Raw genomic sequence first — 20005 nt, 5'->3', positions numbered from 1 at the left:
ATTTTCACCTTATATATTGATGATTGCTGCGCCCCATGTAAAGCCACCACCAAAACCAATTAGCAGTGCTTTTTGAGACTTTTTATTATGAGTCTTATGCTCATCTAATAAGAATGGAATACTTGCTGCAGATGTATTACCATACTCTTCTAAGTTCATTAAAAATCTTTCAATAGGTAATTCCATGTCTTTAGCAACACTTTGAATGATTCTATAGTTTGCTTGATGAGGAATTATTACATCAATATCATTAATAGTTAAGTTAGCTTTTTCTAAAACTTTAGAAATTGCTTTAGGCATAATATCTACTGCAAATTTATAAACTTCACGACCAGCCATTTTAACCTTTGGATCAATCCATAGTATGCCTGTATCATCACCACGTGAACCATTATAGAAAAAGACTTCATCTTTTTCATTATCGCTAGCTTCAATGATTGCTGCACCGGCAGCATCGCCAAATAATATGGCTGTTTGTCTATCTTCCCAATCTATAATAGAAGACATATGCTCAGATCCAATAACAAGTGCTGATTTATAGTTATTTGTTGCGATCATACTAGAAGCAATTTCAAGTGCATAAACAAAACCACTACATGCTGCATTAATATCAAATGCAACTATATTTTTATCATTTAATCCAAGTTTTGCTTGAATTAAATTTGCAATTGAAGGTGTTTTTACATGTGAAGTAATACTTGCAACAACAATTAAATCTATTTTGTTTTTATCATATCCACTTTTTGTAATAGCATCTAATGCTGCATGATAAGCCATATCAAATGATGTTTCATTTTCAGCGATATGTCGCCTTTTGATACCAGTTCTTGTTCTAATCCATTCATCGTTTGTATCCATAATCTTACTAAAATCATCATTAGTCATGATTTTACTTGGTGCATATCCACCAGTTGCTTTAATTTTAATTGCCATTTTTTTCATTATTATTTACACTTTCCTCATAGATACCCATCTTCATAAACTTTTCATATCTTTTTTCTAGTAAGATGTCTAATGGGGTTTTAATTAATTTTTTTAAGTTTTTTTGTAACGATGTTTTTAAATTTGTAAATCCGATTTCAGATTCATAGTTTAAACCTTTACCTTCTAAAATAATCTCATCTATAATCTCTAATTTTTTTAGATCATCAGCTGTTAATTTCATCATAGAAGCTGCTTCTTTAGCGCGTGAACTATCCTTAAATAAAATTGATGCAAAACCTTCAGGTGATAGAATTGAATAAATTGAGTTTTCAAACATAAGTATTTGATCACCAACACCAATAGCAAGTGCACCACCTGAACCTCCTTCACCTAAGACAACTACAATAATAGGTGTTTTTAATATCATCAGTTCTTTTAAGTTTAGTGCAATTGCACCAGCTTGACCACGTTCTTCTGCTCCAAGTCCAGGGTATGCGCCAGGTGTATCAATAATAGTTATGATTGGACGCTTAAATTTCTCTGCTTGTTTCATCAATCTGAGTGCTTTTCTATATCCCTCAGGGTGTGGCATTCCAAAATTATGTTTTAATTTAGAGTTTGTATCCGTACCCTTTTCTTCAGCAATAATTGTTACTGGAATACCATTAAATGTTGCAATACCACCAATCATAGCTGCATCATCACCATATAGCCTATCACCGTGTAATTCAATAAAGTCAGGAAACATACTTTTAATTAATAAACTTGCTGTTGGTCTATCATTACTTCTAGCAAGTTTTACCTTTTCCCATAGTTTTTCAATATCTATCATAATGAAGTCCTCACCTGGTGTATTTTTAGTAGATATGACAATGTTTTTCTCATATTTGATCGATCAATAACTAAATCAACTTGACCTTTACTTAATTGAAAGACATCTGTTTGAAAACCTAAAGGTAGGTCTTGACCGATTGTTTGTTTAATTACTCTTGCACCAGCAAAACCAATTAAACTTGAACGTTCAGCAATATTTATATCACCCAAGCTTGCAAATGATGCAGCTACACCACCAGTTGTTGGATTGGTCATAACAGAAATATATACTAAAGATTTTTCATCAAGTTTATTTAATGCGGCTGATGTTTTTGCCATTTGCATCAATGATAAAATACCTTCTTGCATACGCGCACCACCCGATGCACTAAAAATAACTAAAGGTAGATTATTTTTTGCAGCATAGGTTATTAATCGAGTAATTTTTTCACCTGCAGCTGATCCCATTGAACCCATCATAAAAAATGAGTCAAGAACGCCAATTGCCAATTTTATGCCGTCTATTTTAGCAGTTCCTGCTAAAAAAGCTTCACTTAGTTTTGACATTTTTTGACCCTTAATAAGCTTATCTTCATACTCCGGTATACCTAATGGGTTTATAGATTTAACATTTTCAAACAGTTCATCAAATGAATTTTCATCGACTGTATATTCTAACCTTTTAATAGCAGAAATTCTAAAATGATAGTTACAATATGGACATACCTGAAAATTAGATTCTAAATCTTTATTATATATTGCCGAATTACACTGTTCACATTGAGTAAATACTCCATCTGGAATATCTACAGGTTTTGTTTCAATAGGTCTTTTTTTAATAATTTCATGAAATTTACTTAATCTTTTTTTTCTTTCATCCAATAAATGATTCATTATATTCACCTTGAATTAATCCATTGAATTTTGCAACAAATCCCGTATCATAATTTCCTTTAATAAAGTCTGTTGCATGCATGATTGCGTAATGATACTCAATATTTGTTTTGATACCATCAATAACTAATTGTTCAAGTGCAATACGCATTTTACGCATTGCTTCTTTTCTATTTGGTGCAAAAACTATTAATTTACCTAGCATTGAATCATAAAAAGGTGATACGACATATTCCGGATATATATGAGAATCAAATCGAACATTAAACCCACCCGGAAGTAATATATTTTTAATTCTACCTGGTGTAGGCATAAAGTTATTAAGTGGATCTTCCGCATTGATTCTACATTCAATTGCATGACCTAATATTTTTATATCTTTTTGTTTAAAACTTAATTCTTTACCATAAGCTATTTTAATTTGCTCTTTTACAAGATCAATTCCTGTAATCATTTCTGTTACGGGATGTTCAACTTGAATTCTAGTATTCATTTCAATAAAGTAAAAGTTTTTTCTAGCATCCACTAAAAATTCAATTGTTCCTGCATTTTCATAGTTCACATGTTTTGCTAACTTAACTGCAGCCTGACCCATTTTTTTTCTTAATTCATCATTTAAAATGGATGAAGGTGCTTCTTCAATTAACTTTTGATTACGTCTTTGCATTGAGCAATCACGTTCAAATAAATGAACAACATTACCTTTAGAATCAGCTATAATTTGAATTTCAATATGACGTGGATTTTCAATGAACTTTTCAACATAAACTGATTTATCACCAAATGATGATTCTGCCTCCATAGATGTCATATCAAATGCTTTTTTAAATTCACTATCATTGTGACAAACGCTTATACCACGCCCACCACCACCAGAACTTGCTTTAATCATGACAGGATATCCAATTTGTTTTGCTATTTTTAATCCAACATCTTTATTTTCAACAACGCCATCAGATCCTTCAACAACGGGTACTCCTACTGATTTAGCAATAGCTCTTGCTGTTGCTTTATCACCAAGTTTACTAACAACCTTAGATGATGGTCCAATAAATTTAATACCTGTTGACTCAACCATCTCAATAAATTTAGCATTTTCTGATAAAAAACCATAACCCGGATGAATCGCATTACATCCTGTTGCGATAGCTGCACTTAATACTGATTGCATGTTTAAATAACTATCTTTACTACGTGCGGGACCAATACAGACTGCTTCATCAGCTAACTTAGTATGTAAACTATCACTATCTGCTGTAGAATATATTGCAACCACAGGAATTCCTAATTCCTTACATGCGCGAATAATTCTTACTGCAATCTCACCACGATTTGCTACTAATACCTTATTTTGTGCCATTATTCCACCACACTGAATAAGACATCATCAAAACCAACAACATCGCCATTTTTAAAATTCACTTTAGTAATTTTACCATCAACTAAAGATGTAATTTCATTCATTATTTTCATCGCCTCAACTATACAGACAACTTGTCCTTTTTTAACAGTATCACCAACCTTAACAAATGGTTCACTATCTGGTGATGCAGCACTATAAAAAGTACCCACAAGTGGTGATTTAATTAATAAATCATTTGAGGTTATATGTGTTTCAATACTTGGTTTAGTATCTTTAATTTCTATATTTTCTTTGTTTTGATTGTGTACGGTTTGGTTTATTACTTCAACTTTTTCATCTTTATTCTTAGAAAGTCTTAATTTAACATGTTCAGTTTCCAGGTCTAATACAGTTAAAGTTGATGATTCAAAATCTTTAATTATACTTTTTATTTCGTTTAGTTTCATATTATCTTTCTCTATTTTCCTTATTTACTTACATTTTTTTATTAATTTTAAATGCTTACATAATAAAGTTAAATGTATGATTATACATTGAAATATTTAATATAATGTAAGTTATTTTTTAACGTTTGATTTATCTTGAACTTCAAACTTATTAACATTCTATCACTTTTATGACTTTTGTCAATTGATTTGAAGTTCAAAACATCACCGATTAAAAAATAAAAGCACATTGCAATTTAACAATGTGCTTAGACTTTTAATTTAGTTGATAAAATTAATTTATATATGGTCTGTCTTTATCAACTTCAGGTTTGACTTTATCCGTTGTTGGTAATTCTTTTTCAATTTTTTTATCTTTTACTTTAACTTTTGGATTATTTAATTCACTGGAATACTGACGATATTTACCATACCCTTTTGATCCATCATATATTAAGTATGCGCCACCTGTTACAGAAATTATTAAAAGTAAAATGGCAATTGATTCTTCATTAAAATCTTTAAGCCCTACAATAAATGCGCCTAATGCTAAGATTAAAACGTGCATCCAAAACTTAATTTGTTCTGTCTTTTCATCTAAGAATACTGTTGAGTAAAAGAATACAACTCCACGAGTAATAAAGATAAATGCTAATGTATATTTATAAACCGTACTCCAAAATGAATCTATATTATTTCCAGATTTAATCGCCTCATATCCTACATAAATCATTAAAATACCTAACAAGAAGTCAAATATAATCTCAATGATATTCATTGTTCTTAATACTTCTTTTTTAAGTGACTTAACTAGTGGAACGACTCTAAATAGTGAAAATACAACAATTATGATACCTGTTACTAAAAATACAAGTGGTTTTTGAAAATACATAGTGAGTCCGACTGTAATTAATATAGCGGCTAATATCCATTTAAATAACCATCCATAGGAAGCTTTCATAAATCAATCCCCTACCTTTCATATATTATTATACATCAAAGTATTACTTTTTCTATTATATAAACAAAGAATCCTAAAATTAAATATCTTAGGATTCTTTGATTTTTTAGGTGTATTAACTTATTATGGGAAGAATAATTGATTAACTTCTTGTCTATTATTAACCTCTACAAATGGAACACCTTGTGACTTACTGATTATAAAATCTTTAAATATTGTTAAGCCAATATTTTCAGTTAATGGATCATATGGTTCAGTATAATCTATATAGCCATTAAACTCTGTTTCTGTAACACCTGATGTTGAGACTAAAGTCATAAATGTTGCGAAATCAAGTGTTAATGCATCATCTACACTATTAATATTAAATGCAATGAAACCATCAACTAGGTTAACTAATTCATCTTTTTGAATATCAATTGATGGATCTTCAGTACCTTCATGTGATTCTACTGTATCAATATTTGCTTGATTTATTGCATCAGAAATAATTCTATCTACAATCAGTGAGTTAGCAGTTAATGCATCTTTTACCTTAACAAGGTCAGTTGCATTAGAGTCAATTAACCCAACGTTCATATCTGTAAATCCTAATGCATTTAATGCTGCGATTAAGTTTTGTAATTCAGTTTGAGTAATATCATCACCAGTATATGCATGAACTTGTAGTGCAGCATTTGGAATGGTAACCGGACTAGGTAAGGATGATGCTAATACATTTGTAAGTTTTCTATAGACAATTATAGAATTTATTGTAGCTATATCGTCTAATACATCCAATTCAATTGAACTACCAATACCTGAAATAATTGCACTTAATGATTCATCATCTGCATCTTCTTGAATATCCGAGTTATTCTTAAGTGCAATAACATTTAAAGTATCTAGTAAATTAGTTATTTCTAGTTTTTTTATAACCTCTTTTGGTATATCTACAAATGCATCTTGTCTGACTTCTAATAAGCCTACAGCATCAACAATTCCTTCAGACATGAACTTTTGCATAATTAATGAATCTTTGCTATGCATCGATTTCATTTGTCCTATAGTTAGAGTTGATTGCGTAGTACTTAAGGTAGATACTAAATTCATAACTGGTGCATCGTTTGCATCATTACCATCATTATATGTTGTATCTAGTACTGCGATTGCATTTAGGAAGTTTTCTAGTTCTAATTGTGTTAAATCATTTGGAGCTAAACTATCATATGCATCATCTAATATTCTAGCTGGTGTGACGTATGTAATTAAGCTATCACTCATTAGTGTACGTACAATTGATGAATCTGCACTTACCATATCAATCATATTTTGAATAGTTAGTGTATCGGTATTAATTAAGGACATACTATCTAAAATAATGTCTTCCGGATCACTTAAATTACTTAATGATAATACAAGTTTTTGCATTTCTTGGTAACTAATTAAGTCTGTTTGTTTAACACCTAAGTGATAGTGATAAGCAACATCTTGTAAGTTTAAATTATTTGAAACAATCATATCGTTTTGAAGTAAATTTTCACTAAATAAAGCTCTTATAACAATAGAGTCACCATTTTGTACAACAGTATTAGTTTGAGCATAAGTAAGTGTTGTAGGATTTAATGTATCCATTAAGTCTTGTACAGACATAGAAGGTATCGTATCTAATGCATTTAAAATTTTAAATATTTCTGTTATTTCTGTTATTGATAATATTTCTGGGTATGTTGCGTTCATTGCAAGCGGATGAGGATTACCAATACCTGTTTTAATACCATAAGTTATAAATCCTTGCATGAGATAAGAGTTTTGATAACTTAAAGCAGTTAAATTTGAAACCGTGTAGCTACTTAATAAATTAGAGGTATCTCCACCAATTAAATCACCTAAACTAAGATTTAGATCTACTAATAATTCACCTAATGCTTGTAGTTCTTCTTGTTTTAAATCTTGATTTGTATGATCAGTATATGCAACATCTGGTATATCAAAAATATTAGCATCTTTAATGTATGTTGTAAGGAGTCTAGTCATAACCTTAGATTCGACTAATATAACTGAATGAATTTGTTCACCTGTTATACTGTTTAAATCCATCGATTCTCCTGGTTGTGGCATATCAATATCCATTATAACAAGAGATTCTAATATTTTGTTTAATTCCAATCTTTGAGTCCATTCATAATATGGTGAGTGAGTGTCATTGTCAACCGCTGATTCTGGAATCTCAATTAAATCAATACCTTTAATTAAATCATCGATTGTTTTATATATAATGTCTGATGATAAAAGGGTCGTTCTGTTTTCACTTGAATTTGCATATGCTTTAATAACTGGGAAAAAATCATTCATATTTTCAAAACCTTCAAGCAAATCAGTCAATTCCATGTTTTGAGCTTCCATTTCTATTAGTAATCCATCAAGTACACTAAATAGAGCTGATAGTTCTGTTTTTTTAATCCAACCATTATATGGTCCGGATGTTTCGTATGAAACATCTGGTATTTCAAACATTGGAATGGATTTGAAATTGTAATCTAAGAAAGAATACATGATTTTAGATGATAGGAGTAAATCTTTTTGAGATTCTACTCTTACATAACTAATTAAGGATGGTAATAATTCATTTAACATATTTTCATTACCAGCAATCATATTATTTAATGAAAATCCTTCGTCATATAAAGCAAATAAAACATCTAAAACAACATCAATTTCAGTTTTTAAACTAAAATCATCTAGTACGGTTGCACGGTTTAGTGGTTCTGCAAGAGCTGCTGGTTCAGTTAAATATTTAGATATTAAAACATCGCTCATGCTTTCAGTTAAAGCACTTATTGTAGTTCCTTCTAAGAACTTATCAATTGTATCTTTAAATAAGAGTTGACCATTTGTATCAGATAATAATCTATCTATAATTTCTACAGGTTTAGCACTCGCATCTAATTCTGCGCCTATATGTAGATTACCAATTGCCTCATAAACTTCAGCAATCCAAATTAGCTCACGTCTTAAATCATCTTGAGTAGCGAAGTTTTGTTCGATAATTAACTTAATTTCATTAAATTCTGTTTCACTAAATAAACTATCATTACCTGTTATCTGATTAACAGCCAATCCCATAATAGGTTCCATAAATACATCAATAACTGATAGATCAGCAATTCCTTCAACAACTTCTTTAAACCACACATGATATTCAGGATCATTATTTAATACATTAGTAAGTTTACCTAAATCACTTAATAACTCAGTTAATGTTAAATCTTTTGTACCATTTCCATCTAGATCAATACCAGGAAATTGGTAGAAAACATCATCAAAAAGTGTCACTAGTTGTTCTAGTGTTGTTGTAACAAATTCACCTTCATAAGTCTTAATTTTATTCCTAACATTGTTTAATAGTTGAACTTTATCAGCAGGAGATTCTAACCAATTAATTTGATTCACAACATTCTCATCATACATACCAATACTTATAATTGGATCTGCTAATTTTAATATATCTAATGATACAATTTTTTGAAGTGCGCCAATAAATAAATTTTGTTCTTCTTCATTAAAATCAGCAATTAAACTATAATCATTAATTGTTTCTTGCCATTTTGAATAGTCTTGAATTGTGAGTAAATCTTTTATAACAGTATAAAGACTGTTTATATCATTTGCTAAATCAATTTCAGAATTATCAATAATTGCAATCAACTCATCCACTTCTTCATTTGTTAAAAAGTCAAAAGATTCATCCTCAGATATAACCAATAATGAAAACTTCATTAATGGTTTTACTGAAGAATTAATTAATTGAGATTCTGCAAATAAACTAAATGCTCCTTCATACTTAGTGATTTCAGCTAAAGTTATCTCAGGTTGACTATTTTCACCTAATACAAAAGGAAGAGCCATTTTACCTGCTTCTGCAATCCAAGATAGTTCGGTACGCCATATAATAACTTCTTCATCATTAACTTTAGATCTAAATGCCAAGTCAAAGACAAAATCAGCTAACCCAACATTGTTTATCATAGATGCTTGGTTAACATATTTTACAAAATTATAATCGTTTGCTTTAGATATTGTAATGGCTAATTCTTGATACTCAGGATCTTCTATTTCTACACCTTGTCCTACAACTGTATTAATTAATATTAATACTGGAAATATTAATACAAAACCAGAAAAAACACCTCTAAATACGCCAACAAGTCCACCCAATAATTTATTCTTAGGTTTATCTTTTACGATAGGTTTAATAAATATTGCCCAAGGAATCCCAAAAATTATCCATTTAAATAAAAATCTTAAAATTGTAAATGCTAAAACAAATATACTTATTTTAATGCTTAAATCCATAATAGCAAGTAAAAGCGGTAGTGCTCCTGCATCTACGATTTGGTCCATATACTGGTTTAAATCACCACTAATCATTGGAATCATTGAAGCATATTGTCTAACCATTGCCTCAGTTATCCAGTCATTTGTTTGAATTAATCCTATACCCCAAAATAATAATAATACCATAATAACTTCACCAATAAAAAACCAAGATGTTTTAACTAAACCCCTTCTTCTACCAGAAAAAAGATGTACTAAAACAAAAAGTCCAATAACAGTTATTTGAAATATTAAAAATATCATAGGTATTAAATTTAAATCAAAACCACTCATTTAAAGATCCCCCTTTACATTGTTATCTTAATTCACCTTAATTATATATTAAAATAAAAAAACAAGTCATTAACTAGCATATTAAAATAAAAAAAATGGTGCACAGTACAAGGATTGAACTTGTGACCCCCTGCACGTCAAGCAGGTGCTCTCCCGCTGAGCTAACTGTGCATCCATAAATTGACGCAAAACTATTTTAACATATATAAATATGATTATCAATTGTAAGTGGTAGTTTATTTAACAACATGTTTAAAATATATATATTATATAACTTGATATTTATAATTATTTTAAATAGCACTTTTTAATATATAATTATTATAAATAAGACCTTTTTTTATATAAATAACTTGCTAATAAATTTGAATGGTGGTAGATTATTACTATCAAATTACAGAAAGAGGCATCTTATGAAAAAGTTATTTAACAAATTAAATATTGAGTTTACTGTAGTAACTATCTCAGTGATATTAATTATCACATCCCTCATACTACATCAAACGATATTACCAGATGTAGATGGTAAGACACCTACTATCCTTGTTATCATGTATGGTATTTCATTTTTACTTGGAGGTTTTTTTAAAGCAAAAGAAGGTGTTGAAGAAACAATTGCAAATAAAGCATTAAATGTTGAAATACTAATGATAATTGCAGCTTTAGCAGCATTTATTATAGGTAATCCAGCTGAAGCAGCACTTCTAATTATGATTTTTGCGGTATCTGGTTTATTAGAAACATTTGCACATAACAAATCCCAAAAAGAATTAACATCATTACTAAACATTTCTCCAGATTTAGCAACACTTTATAACGATGGCATAGAAACTCAAGTTTCCGTTAAAGACCTTAAAAAAGGTGATGTAGTTATTGTTAAAGTTGGTGATGCAGTACCAGTTGATGGTGTTATTACTCGCGGACAAACTGCAATCAATCAAGCGGCTATTACAGGTGAATCAATGCCAGTTAATAAAGATTTAGGTGATCAAGTTTTTGCAGGTACTTATAATCTTAATTCACCTATTTTAATAAAAATTACTGTATCACCTGAAGAGTTCGTTGTTAACAAAATAATTGATTTAGTTACAGCAGCTCAAGAAAATCAAGGTAAACAACAAACTAGAATTGAAAAAATAGAAAAATGGTATGTGTATTTTGTACTACTTCTAGCATTAGGATTTATGATTATTCCACCTTTACTTAATATTTGGAATTTTAATGATGCGTTCTATAGAGGTACTGTTGTTTTAGTTGTTGGTTCTCCTTGTGCTTTAGTTGCTAGTGTTGCGCCAACAATGTTATCTACCTTATCTAATGCTGCAAGACATAGAATACTCATTAAAGGTGGACAACATTTAGAGGCTTTAAGTAAAATTAATGTCGTTGTATTTGATAAGACTGGAACTATTACTGAAGGAAAACCTGTTGTTGAAAGTGTTTATATTGATGCTTCCTTAAATAAAAAAGAAATTTTAGATATCGTCTATTCTATGGAGAAACTATCAAATCATCCATTAGCAAATGCAATAACTACACACCTTCAGAATGAATCAACATATCAAGCAATAAAGGTAGATGAAATTCCAGGAATGGGAATGTCTTATACTGTTGATAGTACGTATACATATCAAGTAGGTAAATTCAGTTATAAAGATACTTATCTTGTTGAATCAAAAATGTTAGAACATCAAAATCTTGGACATTCAATTGTTCAAATTATTCTTAATAATGATTTAATTGGTTTTATTTCTCTAATGGATAAACTTCGCCCAGATGTAAGAAAAATGATTGATAATTTAATTGATCAAAATATTATGCCCGTTTTACTTACAGGTGATAATGAGCAAACAGCTAAGGCAATAGCAAAAGCTGTTGGTATTGAACATGTCATTGCTGGTGCTTTACCTAATGAAAAAAGTGAACATGTCAAAAAACTACAAACTAAGTATGGTAAAGTAATGATGGTTGGTGATGGGATTAACGATGCTCCAGCATTAGCTATTGCAGATATTGGTGCAGCTATGGGTACTGGCACAGATGTTTCACTTGAGACAGCAGATGTAATTTTTATGAATAACAACTTAAATAATATTGATCGATTATTTAGAATATCTAAAGCTAATCAGGTTATTGTCTACCAAAATATGACCTTTTCAATTGCCATTATCCTAACATTATTATCCTTTAATATCTTTGGATTAGTTAATTTACCATTTGGAGTCGTTGCTCACGAAGGGTCTACAATTCTTGTAATTCTAAATGGATTAAGAATGTTATTAAAAAAATAATAATTTTTGATTAATAAAAAACCTACAAATTTATAATCTGTAGGTTTTTTTACTTAATTAATATCTTTAATCAAACATCTTCTTCGTTTGTATAATGTTGGGTTATAATCTTTCCATTGTGATTGAATTTTGACATTATTTTCAAGTTCTGGTCCTGTTAATGCTTGAACAACACCATATTTAATACCATTTTTAATACCGTCTTCCATTATCAAGGTGATAACTCCTTTTCCTTGATGTTCAGGATCAACAGCAATAAAATAAAAATCAATGGTATTAAATTTCTTCAAACTTCTTAAAAGTCGTATAAATCCAAATGGGAAAAGTTTACCATTATTCTTCTTATTTGCAAGTGCAAGACTAGGCATCATAAGACCTAGTGCGATTACTTTTTTTTCTTTATCTAAAACAAACCAAAGAAAATCTAGTTTCACAAGCGATTTTACTTGTTTAATATAATATTCCATTACAGACTTTGAGAGTGGATAAAATCCGTATAGTTCACTAAATGCTTCATTATATACATCAAATGCATCATATACATATTTATCAAGTTCTTTTATTTTTTTAATTTTTACTAATTCATAGCCAAAGCGGCGCCTTACAATTTCAGCACCCCTTTGAACTTTTTCTGGTAACTCTTTTGGCCAAGGAATTATGGATTCTATCCAATCGACATCTTTAATAAAACCTATTTTTTCTAAATGTTCAAGGTAATAAGGTGGATTCCATATAGTAATGAACATATTTAAATATTCGAAGCCCTCAACTAATAACCCCATACGATCCATATCAGTAAATCCAATTGGACCAATAATTTGATTCATGCCTTTAGAGTGACCCCATGTTTCAATAGTTTTAATTAGTTTTTCGGTAACTTTTATATCATCTATCATATCTATTCTAGAAAATCTAACAATTTTCGTTTCAAACTCTTTATTATATTTATGATTGATAATTCCTGCAATTCGACCAACTATTTTTTTATTACGATAAGCTAAAAATCTAATACTTTCACAGTATTCATGTGCTGGATTTTTAACTTTATCAAATACATTTAATTCATCAAATGATAGTGCTGGAACAAACGCTTCAACATCTTTGAAAAGTTTATTTGGAAATTCCGTAAATGCTTTAGCCTCTTTTTTAGATTCAACTACTTTAATAACTATATCCATGTGTACCTCTTATAAATCTTTATTTATTCAAATCACAATATCTTATATATTAATTTTATACTAGATTGTATTTATCACTTTACTTCTTAATTCTTTGTATTCATCATTATTAATCTTACCAGATGTTAGTAATTTATCAATTTCTTGTAAACGTTGCTCTAAACTTTTATTTACACCATTTCTAGGTGTTTCATATATTCCTGACTTATTACCGTTATATATCGCATTAACTATATTTTGTTGGTTAATATATTTTGAATATGCAATTAATGTTAAGATACCAAAAGTCAACCATCCAAAAAGCAATGATAATACAAAAAATAAAGTGGTAATGTTATTAATTTTACCATTTGTTTCAATGTATGATTTTCTTCTTTCAATCAACATGACCTGCCATATGATGCTATATATACCAAACGTAATGATAGAAAATAGTATATATTTTAGTAATCCACTTGTACGTTTTCCATCATTATTACATGCTATATTTGTTTCTTTTGCAAAAGCATGAATTATATACAATGGATATATTCCAAGCGTAATTACAGAAAAAAAGATATAAACCAATAGTCCCCTATTTGTAGATAAATTATTCATTTTAATTCCCCTTCTTTTTTCGCTTTAATGCGTTAATTCAATTATAACATTAATTTTTTTTATTTTGTCCACTCTAATTCAATAAAATGAAACCGCTTACCTAATCATGCTGCACATATAATTGGTTGTTTATTATAAATCGAATATATAATAAATATATGAGGTGATCTACATGGATAAAAATAAGTTTATTAAACGTTTAAAAGATTGGCGTAATGGTGCAATCGTTTATCAAGTATTGGTTGACAGATTTAGTCCTTCTAATAATTTAGAAGGTAAAAAAGATCTATATAAATATCCAAAAAAACTACATACATGGGATACATTACCTAAACCAGGTAATTTCATCGAAGAACATAGATATTGGAGTCATGAACTTGATTTTTGGGGTGGTGATTTAAATAGTCTAAATGGAAAACTAAATTATATAAAAAATTTAGGTGTTAACGTACTGTATTTAAATCCAATTTGTGAATCTTTATCTAACCATAAGTATGATGCTACAAACTACTTAGAAATCTCTAAAGAATTTGGCACGAATCAAGATCTAGTTGAGTTAATTAAACATGTTCATGATTTAGATATGAAAATCATGTTAGATGGTGTTTTTAATCATGTCGGTATAAATAATCCTATGTTTCAAAAAGCATTAACAAATTCTGGTTTTAGACACTTCTTTGATTTTAATGATAGCTATCCTAGAGGTGTTAGACTTTGGGCTGATGCTCCAAGCCTACCAGAACTTAATTTAGAACATCCTGAGGTAAAAGATTATATTTATCGAAATAAAGATTCCGTCATTCGTTCTTATATTAGACAAGGTATTGATGGTTGGCGATTAGATGTTGCATTTGATATTGGTTTTGAAATATTAAATGATTTGAGAAACCATGCACGATTAGAAAAAAATGATGTAATGATAGTAGGCGAGATTTGGAACTATCCAGAAAAATGGTTAAACTCTATTGATGGTGTGATGAATTTTACTTTCAGAGAAATCATTTTAAGACTTTTACGTGGTGAGATTACTTCAAATACTGCACTTAAAATGATTTCAACTACAATAACTGATGCTAGAATTGAACCGATTTTAAAATCTTGGAATGTGATTGATAATCATGATGTTCCAAGATTAAAAAACCTTTTAGAGTCTTATAAACTACAACAACTTGCTCAATTATTACAATTTACTTTACCTGGTTCACCTAATTTATATTATGGAACTGAACTAGGTATGGATGGTGGTCAAGATCCTTTAAATAGAGCGCCGATGAACTGGGAACTTTTAAATGAAGAAAATAAAACATTAATTTGGACGAAGACATTAATAGATTTACATAACAAACATATTGCATTAAAAATAGGAGACTTCATACCTATTGAGGCTAATCAATTGTTTGCTTTTATGAGAGTAACTGATGACATTAAGGATTCTTGTATTATTGTAATAAACCCTACAAATAATTTTGTAAAGGAAACCGTAATGTTAAGGGATTCAAGATTAATGAATTACAGTGGTTTTGATATTATTCTTGGTAATATAGAACCTTTTACTTTACTTGCTGGATTAATTGAGTTCAGTCTTGAACCTTATGGATTTGTTGTCTTTAAACCAAGAACTAAAGTAGATAAAAGTTATACACCATATAAACGAGTATAGTTAACTTAAGTTAGTTATTTGAAGGTTTTTTTGATAATAAAATTACATTGTTTTGTAGTTCTTCTTTCACATGGTAAAATGGTTTTATATATTTATTAAGGAAAACTATATGAATCCAATTATTATTATAGGTGGTGGACCAGCTGGTATGATGGCTGCTATATCTGCAAAACTACACCACAAAAATTATGATGTTATACTCATTGAGCGTAATAAAGACTTAGGAACAAAAATGAAACTAACTGGTGGTGGTAGATGTAATGTAACTGCTAATATGCCAGTTGATGAAGTTATAGAATATATACCAAAAAATGGTAGATTTTTATATTCCACATTAAATACTTTTGGTCCTACTGATATTATTGATTTTTTTGAGCAAATGAACTGCAAGCTTAAAGAGGAAGATCATTTTAGGATGTTTCCACAATCAAACAAAGCTCAAGATATCGTTGATACTTTAAAAAACAAAATAAGATCATTAAATATTCAAGTGCGGTTAAACAGTTTTGTTACCGATGTTGATGTTGAACACAAAAAAATCGTAATAAATGATGAGTCTTTTAAGTACCAGCATTTAATTATTGCTACTGGCGGTATTACATTACCACAAACAGGTAGTGATGGTACAGGACATCGCTTAGCCAAAAAGTTTGGACATTCCATAACTAAACTACTTCCAGCTGAGGTACCTTTGGTATCTAATGATACATTTATTCATGATAAAACCTTACAAGGATTATCATTTAAGGATGTAAGTCTATCCGTATATGATGGCAAAAAAATTAAAAAAACTATTACTCATGATTTATTAATTACTCATTTTGGATTATCAGGTCCAGCAGCACTTCGTGGATCATTTTATGTTTTAAATTTGTTAGAAAAATCCGATGAACCTATTAATTTATCAATCGATTTTATACCTAAACTACGTTTAGAAGAATTGGAAAAAGCTAATCAAATTGATGAAGTTTTTAAAGACCATAATGTTCCTAAAAGATTAGTTGATTATTGTAAAGATAAAGCTGGCATAAATTATTTAAAGATGTTAAAAGATTTTTCAATGACATGTTATACAACAAGAGGTTTCCCAGCTGCCTTTGTTACAAATGGTGGTGTAGCAGTCAAAGAGGTAGATCCTAAAACTATGGTCTCAAAAATAAATCCATATATATCTTTTTGTGGAGAAGTTTTAGACATAAATGCTTTTACAGGTGGGTTTAATATCACTTCTGCATTTTCTACAGGATTTACTGCTGGTAAAAATGTAAATTTATTTTAATATTTGATATATTTTTTTAATATAACAATTACAATTGACAACATATAGGAATAAAAAAAGAATGATTGTATGTGTAAGATGTTAGTAGATAAAAAACTACTAACATCTTTTTTACAATACAATACATCCTATTTTTATATCTATTATTAGAATAATTGTCAATGTAATTATTATTATATCATTTTTCTATATATCATTTAACACTTCTTAGGACTTAATGAAGTCCAATATATTCTTCTTAATTCATAACAGATTAAACTCTTACGAAAGAAAAAAATAACTAACTTTCTTATCAAGATTAATTATGATTAAAGTTAATTTGATAATTATGTAAACATCTATCAAATTGTTAAATAGTATCAATTTAATTACTTATATTTAAACAAGACTAACACCAAAAAATGGCTTGATAAAAGTAAAATGTTTACAAATCACATTCATAAAGTGACTCATAAACTTAAACCTTCTAGAAATAGGGATTTTAATAAAGAAAAAAGGGATTACTCCCTATTTTTCTATTATATTAAGTCGATACTATTGTATCAACAATATTGTTCTAGTATGCGTTAGGGCGACTATTTTGATACAATTTCGTACCCCTGTAAAAATTTTTAACCTAATTTTCAATAGTAAAGTTAATAGGTTTCTTTAATAATACCAGTAACTCTCACATTCTTTTTTACTTCCATCCAAAACTTTGAATTCTGATTCCCTACATATTTATAAACATATTTTTTTGATTTCGTTTCGATCAAGACCTTATTAAATTTTAAACCAATTGCAGTATAAATACCACCTCTATGTGGGTACTCTGTTTTAAGTTCAATAATTTTTATATCTTCAAAATCCAAAATAGTAGTTTTAAATATCTTATTAACTATTATTTTATCAGTGATCTTAATGAACATTGACAAATTAATTATAGCAATAATTAACAATAAAAAACTAATTAATGAAAATATACTTAATAAAATAATCTTATCCTCATATTTTCCTGAATACAAAAAGAAAATAAATAAAGCAAAGAATAAAAAAATGACAAAAAAAATAAAATAAAATTTACTAGCATATTTATTAGTTAATTTCATTCTTGTCCCCCCCTCTAGTTTTTCAATTTAAATATTAACTGATACCATTTTTTTGTTTATATGTTCTTTGTATTAATTATATCATATCAACAATTAACTAGTGTTTATATATTCAATCTAAAACTTAGCTCAACTATAGAACAAATTCATCTGGTAAACCAAAGTAATCACAAAGAACAAGATAAGCAGCATATCTCTTTGCTACTTTTTTTGATGTTGCATAAGCAGTTTGTTTAACAGCCCAGCTTCTAATATAACAAGTACACTCCCACATCATTCTTCCATCATCCACCAAGACCTGTTCTTCTGATTGATAGTATTCAGGAATAGAGCATCTACCTTTTTCTGCCAGTTCTTTTAGGGTAGTTACTGCATTCTCTAATTGAAATTTTGATGGTCTTGGCTCCTCAGTATCAACATCTGCTAGAAAGTTATCTATCTGAAGCATAAACTCAACCACATTTTGAAGTTCATCTTGATTCCAATCACTGTCTATTGCAACCGCACCAAGTATTGCTTCAAAAAGGTCTGCCTTAACCTTGATTAGATTTTCTTTGAACTTAGGATTTTCTAGATCTGTATCCCCTAAATACATATACTTAAAAAAACCTAGTTTATCAATTGATTTTGCGAGTGTTTCGTTAGATACAATTTGTTTCTTTATTTCTGTAAAATCTGCTTCATTCTTATGAGCAATAATACAGTACTCATTAAGATCATTCTCTTTATCATAGAAGTTAGATTGAGATTTTAAAAAACCAAATCTATCTGAGATAACTTTTACTACACAATAATCTAGAACTTTATCACCTAAAAATTCTAGTACTTCATTATTTTCACCACCATATTGTGATGAGTAAGAACTACGGGTAAAAGCTTGTAAAAGCAAGTCAGTATTATCAAACCAGTAGTCAATCTTTTTTTGAACATCATCTAAGTGTTCACGTAAATCTTGCATTTTCATTTTGATTTCCTCCAATTATTTTATTTGTCCGAGAGGAAACAAAAAAGACCAATGCCGATAAGAGTTACCCACTTCTAGCAGTAAGTATATTAACCTCAATAGCTTTAGTCTTAATTTGATCAAAATAATATTTGTAAGTTTATCTATCTAAACTCTACCACTCGCATAGAGGAGTCAAGATAAATACAGTTACTAAAATACTTTGAGTAAACTAATACTTCCATCGGACAATTATATTTTATCACTTGTTTAAATTTTTGTCTATAAATGAGAAAAGAGAAGTTTTTACAAGATTGCTTTTAAACTATTCATTTAATATGTTCCAGATAAGATTTCATATCACTTATATTAAACACAGATTATTCATCTTTATACAAATTTTATATATTTATTTAATTGTATATGTCTGAGAATTATTAATACTAAAGAAACTATTAATCCAGTAGATAAGATTATAAAGTGTGTTACAAAATATGTTCTTTGAACAAAACCATTAAAGTAAATTGTTAGAAATAATCCAACACTGGTTACAATAAGTAAAGCATAAAGTAGTAATAAAAATATACAAAATAAAATAATTTAGTTTTCTTGTTTTCATTCCTATTCTTTTATTATATTATTTATAAGTTCTGTATTCCCGTAAAATCTTACTAACTCTTTCGTTTTTTTGACTTTCGTGTTTTTATTAATCTTAAAAAATAGTATACCTATGAATCACTTTTATAAAATGAATTATCTTATAATATTTTACAAAGAAAAAAGGGATTATCTCCCTATTTTCAAAATTTATTAAGTTAATACAATTGTATCAACACTGTCAAAAATTTTATGGCGGAACAAGAGGGATTTGAACCCTCGCGGCTTTAACACCCTACACGCTTTCCAAGCGTGCCTCTTCAGCCTCTTGAGTATTGTTCC

At 28.9% G+C, this 20005-nt stretch carries 14 protein-coding genes and 2 tRNA genes; 3 read left to right on the top strand and 13 right to left on the bottom strand.

Annotated elements, in window-relative coordinates; genetic code table 11:
• Nucleotides 1-9 precede the first annotated feature (9 nt).
• The 8 genes from G324_RS0104850 to G324_RS0104815 form a co-directional block, all read right to left on the bottom strand.
• Nucleotides 10-942, bottom strand: coding sequence for a beta-ketoacyl-ACP synthase III (locus G324_RS0104850; protein ID WP_051457534.1), 933 nt, complete (start codon nt 940-942; stop codon nt 10-12).
• On the bottom strand, nt 923-1756 hold the full coding sequence (locus G324_RS0104845) for an acetyl-CoA carboxylase carboxyltransferase subunit alpha (protein WP_025725266.1): 834 nt from the start codon (nt 1754-1756) through the stop codon (nt 923-925). The genes G324_RS0104850 and G324_RS0104845 overlap by 20 nt, the downstream gene beginning before the upstream one ends.
• A complete protein-coding gene (gene accD, locus G324_RS0104840; protein ID WP_162146913.1) occupies nt 1753-2631 on the bottom strand; it encodes an acetyl-CoA carboxylase, carboxyltransferase subunit beta in 879 nt (292 codons plus the stop codon). Before accD ends, G324_RS0104845 begins: the two co-directional genes overlap by 4 nt.
• A complete protein-coding gene (gene accC / locus G324_RS0104835; RefSeq protein WP_162146912.1) occupies nt 2612-3991 on the bottom strand; it encodes an acetyl-CoA carboxylase biotin carboxylase subunit in 1380 nt (459 codons plus the stop codon). Before accC ends, accD begins: the two co-directional genes overlap by 20 nt.
• Complete coding sequence (accB, locus tag G324_RS0104830; RefSeq protein ID WP_025725263.1) at nt 3991-4440, bottom strand: acetyl-CoA carboxylase biotin carboxyl carrier protein; 450 nt, start codon at nt 4438-4440, stop codon at nt 3991-3993. Before accB ends, accC begins: the two co-directional genes overlap by 1 nt.
• 274 nt (nt 4441-4714) lie before the next feature.
• Nucleotides 4715-5380 (bottom strand): hypothetical protein, encoded by a 666-nt coding sequence (locus G324_RS0104825; protein WP_025725262.1) that lies wholly within the window; start codon nt 5378-5380, stop codon nt 4715-4717.
• Nucleotides 5381-5503: 123 nt separating this feature from the next.
• The gene (locus G324_RS0104820) at nt 5504-10030 is read right to left on the bottom strand and encodes a hypothetical protein (RefSeq protein WP_025725261.1); all 4527 of its coding nucleotides are present in this window, start codon (nt 10028-10030) and stop codon (nt 5504-5506) included.
• A gap of 96 nt (nt 10031-10126) precedes the next feature.
• Nucleotides 10127-10201 (bottom strand) — tRNA-Val (locus tag G324_RS0104815).
• Nucleotides 10202-10443: 242 nt separating this feature from the next.
• Here G324_RS0104815 and G324_RS0104810 point away from each other — a divergent pair.
• Nucleotides 10444-12321: a heavy metal translocating P-type ATPase gene (locus tag G324_RS0104810; RefSeq protein WP_051457533.1), complete on the top strand. Its 1878-nt coding sequence runs from the start codon at nt 10444-10446 to the stop codon at nt 12319-12321.
• Nucleotides 12322-12374: 53 nt separating this feature from the next.
• Here G324_RS0104810 and G324_RS0104805 read toward each other — a convergent pair whose 3' ends face one another.
• Nucleotides 12375-13499, bottom strand: a complete 1125-nt coding sequence (locus tag G324_RS0104805; RefSeq protein ID WP_025725259.1) for a GNAT family N-acetyltransferase — start codon at nt 13497-13499, stop codon at nt 12375-12377.
• Between the two features lie 60 nt (nt 13500-13559).
• Nucleotides 13560-14096, bottom strand: a complete 537-nt coding sequence (locus tag G324_RS07720) for a DUF4234 domain-containing protein (RefSeq protein ID WP_025725258.1) — start codon at nt 14094-14096, stop codon at nt 13560-13562.
• A 172-nt stretch (nt 14097-14268) separates the two neighbouring features.
• On the opposite strand from G324_RS07720, the gene G324_RS0104795 reads away from it, so the two are divergent.
• Both G324_RS0104795 and G324_RS0104790 read left to right on the top strand, forming a co-directional pair.
• Complete coding sequence (locus tag G324_RS0104795; RefSeq protein ID WP_025725257.1) at nt 14269-15756, top strand: glycoside hydrolase family 13 protein; 1488 nt, start codon at nt 14269-14271, stop codon at nt 15754-15756.
• A 109-nt stretch (nt 15757-15865) separates the two neighbouring features.
• On the top strand, nt 15866-17035 hold the full coding sequence (locus G324_RS0104790; protein ID WP_025725256.1) for a BaiN/RdsA family NAD(P)/FAD-dependent oxidoreductase: 1170 nt from the start codon (nt 15866-15868) through the stop codon (nt 17033-17035).
• 635 nt (nt 17036-17670) lie between these two features.
• On the opposite strand, the gene G324_RS0104785 is transcribed toward G324_RS0104790, so the two are convergent.
• The 3 genes from G324_RS0104785 to G324_RS0104775 all read right to left on the bottom strand — a co-directional run bounded on the left by G324_RS0104785 (nt 17671) and on the right by G324_RS0104775 (nt 20005).
• Nucleotides 17671-18123: a hypothetical protein gene (locus tag G324_RS0104785; protein WP_025725255.1), complete on the bottom strand. Its 453-nt coding sequence runs from the start codon at nt 18121-18123 to the stop codon at nt 17671-17673.
• 133 nt (nt 18124-18256) lie between these two features.
• On the bottom strand, nt 18257-19087 hold the full coding sequence (locus G324_RS0104780) for a ribonuclease III domain-containing protein (RefSeq protein ID WP_025725254.1): 831 nt from the start codon (nt 19085-19087) through the stop codon (nt 18257-18259).
• A gap of 829 nt (nt 19088-19916) precedes the next feature.
• Nucleotides 19917-20005: transfer RNA gene (locus G324_RS0104775), tRNA-Ser, on the bottom strand.

The sequence above is a fragment of the Acholeplasma granularum ATCC 19168 genome (assembly GCF_000526235.1).
In the GTDB taxonomy this organism is placed as follows: Bacteria; Bacillota_I; Bacilli_A; order Acholeplasmatales; family Acholeplasmataceae; genus Acholeplasma; species Acholeplasma granularum.
Note: the sequence above shows the minus strand (reverse complement) of the source record. Positions and strands in the feature narration are given on the sequence as shown.

What these genes read in the sequence shown, in the direction of transcription:
- G324_RS0104785 (WP_025725255.1), bottom strand. Translation starts at nt 18,123, where the DNA reads ATGAAATTAACTAATAAATATGCTAGTAAATTTTATTTTATTTTTTTT.
- accC (WP_162146912.1), bottom strand. Translation starts at nt 3,991, where the DNA reads ATGGCACAAAATAAGGTATTAGTAGCAAATCGTGGTGAGATTGCAGTA.
- G324_RS0104850 (WP_051457534.1), bottom strand. Translation starts at nt 942, where the DNA reads ATGAAAAAAATGGCAATTAAAATTAAAGCAACTGGTGGATATGCACCA.
- G324_RS07720 (WP_025725258.1), bottom strand. Translation starts at nt 14,096, where the DNA reads ATGAATAATTTATCTACAAATAGGGGACTATTGGTTTATATCTTTTTT.
- G324_RS0104825 (WP_025725262.1), bottom strand. Translation starts at nt 5,380, where the DNA reads ATGAAAGCTTCCTATGGATGGTTATTTAAATGGATATTAGCCGCTATA.
- G324_RS0104810 (WP_051457533.1), top strand. Translation starts at nt 10,444, where the DNA reads ATGAAAAAGTTATTTAACAAATTAAATATTGAGTTTACTGTAGTAACT.
- G324_RS0104805 (WP_025725259.1), bottom strand. Translation starts at nt 13,499, where the DNA reads ATGGATATAGTTATTAAAGTAGTTGAATCTAAAAAAGAGGCTAAAGCA.
- accD (WP_162146913.1), bottom strand. Translation starts at nt 2,631, where the DNA reads ATGAATCATTTATTGGATGAAAGAAAAAAAAGATTAAGTAAATTTCAT.
- G324_RS0104845 (WP_025725266.1), bottom strand. Translation starts at nt 1,756, where the DNA reads ATGATAGATATTGAAAAACTATGGGAAAAGGTAAAACTTGCTAGAAGT.
- G324_RS0104790 (WP_025725256.1), top strand. Translation starts at nt 15,866, where the DNA reads ATGAATCCAATTATTATTATAGGTGGTGGACCAGCTGGTATGATGGCT.
- accB (WP_025725263.1), bottom strand. Translation starts at nt 4,440, where the DNA reads ATGAAACTAAACGAAATAAAAAGTATAATTAAAGATTTTGAATCATCA.
- G324_RS0104780 (WP_025725254.1), bottom strand. Translation starts at nt 19,087, where the DNA reads ATGAAAATGCAAGATTTACGTGAACACTTAGATGATGTTCAAAAAAAG.
- G324_RS0104820 (WP_025725261.1), bottom strand. Translation starts at nt 10,030, where the DNA reads ATGAGTGGTTTTGATTTAAATTTAATACCTATGATATTTTTAATATTT.
- G324_RS0104795 (WP_025725257.1), top strand. Translation starts at nt 14,269, where the DNA reads ATGGATAAAAATAAGTTTATTAAACGTTTAAAAGATTGGCGTAATGGT.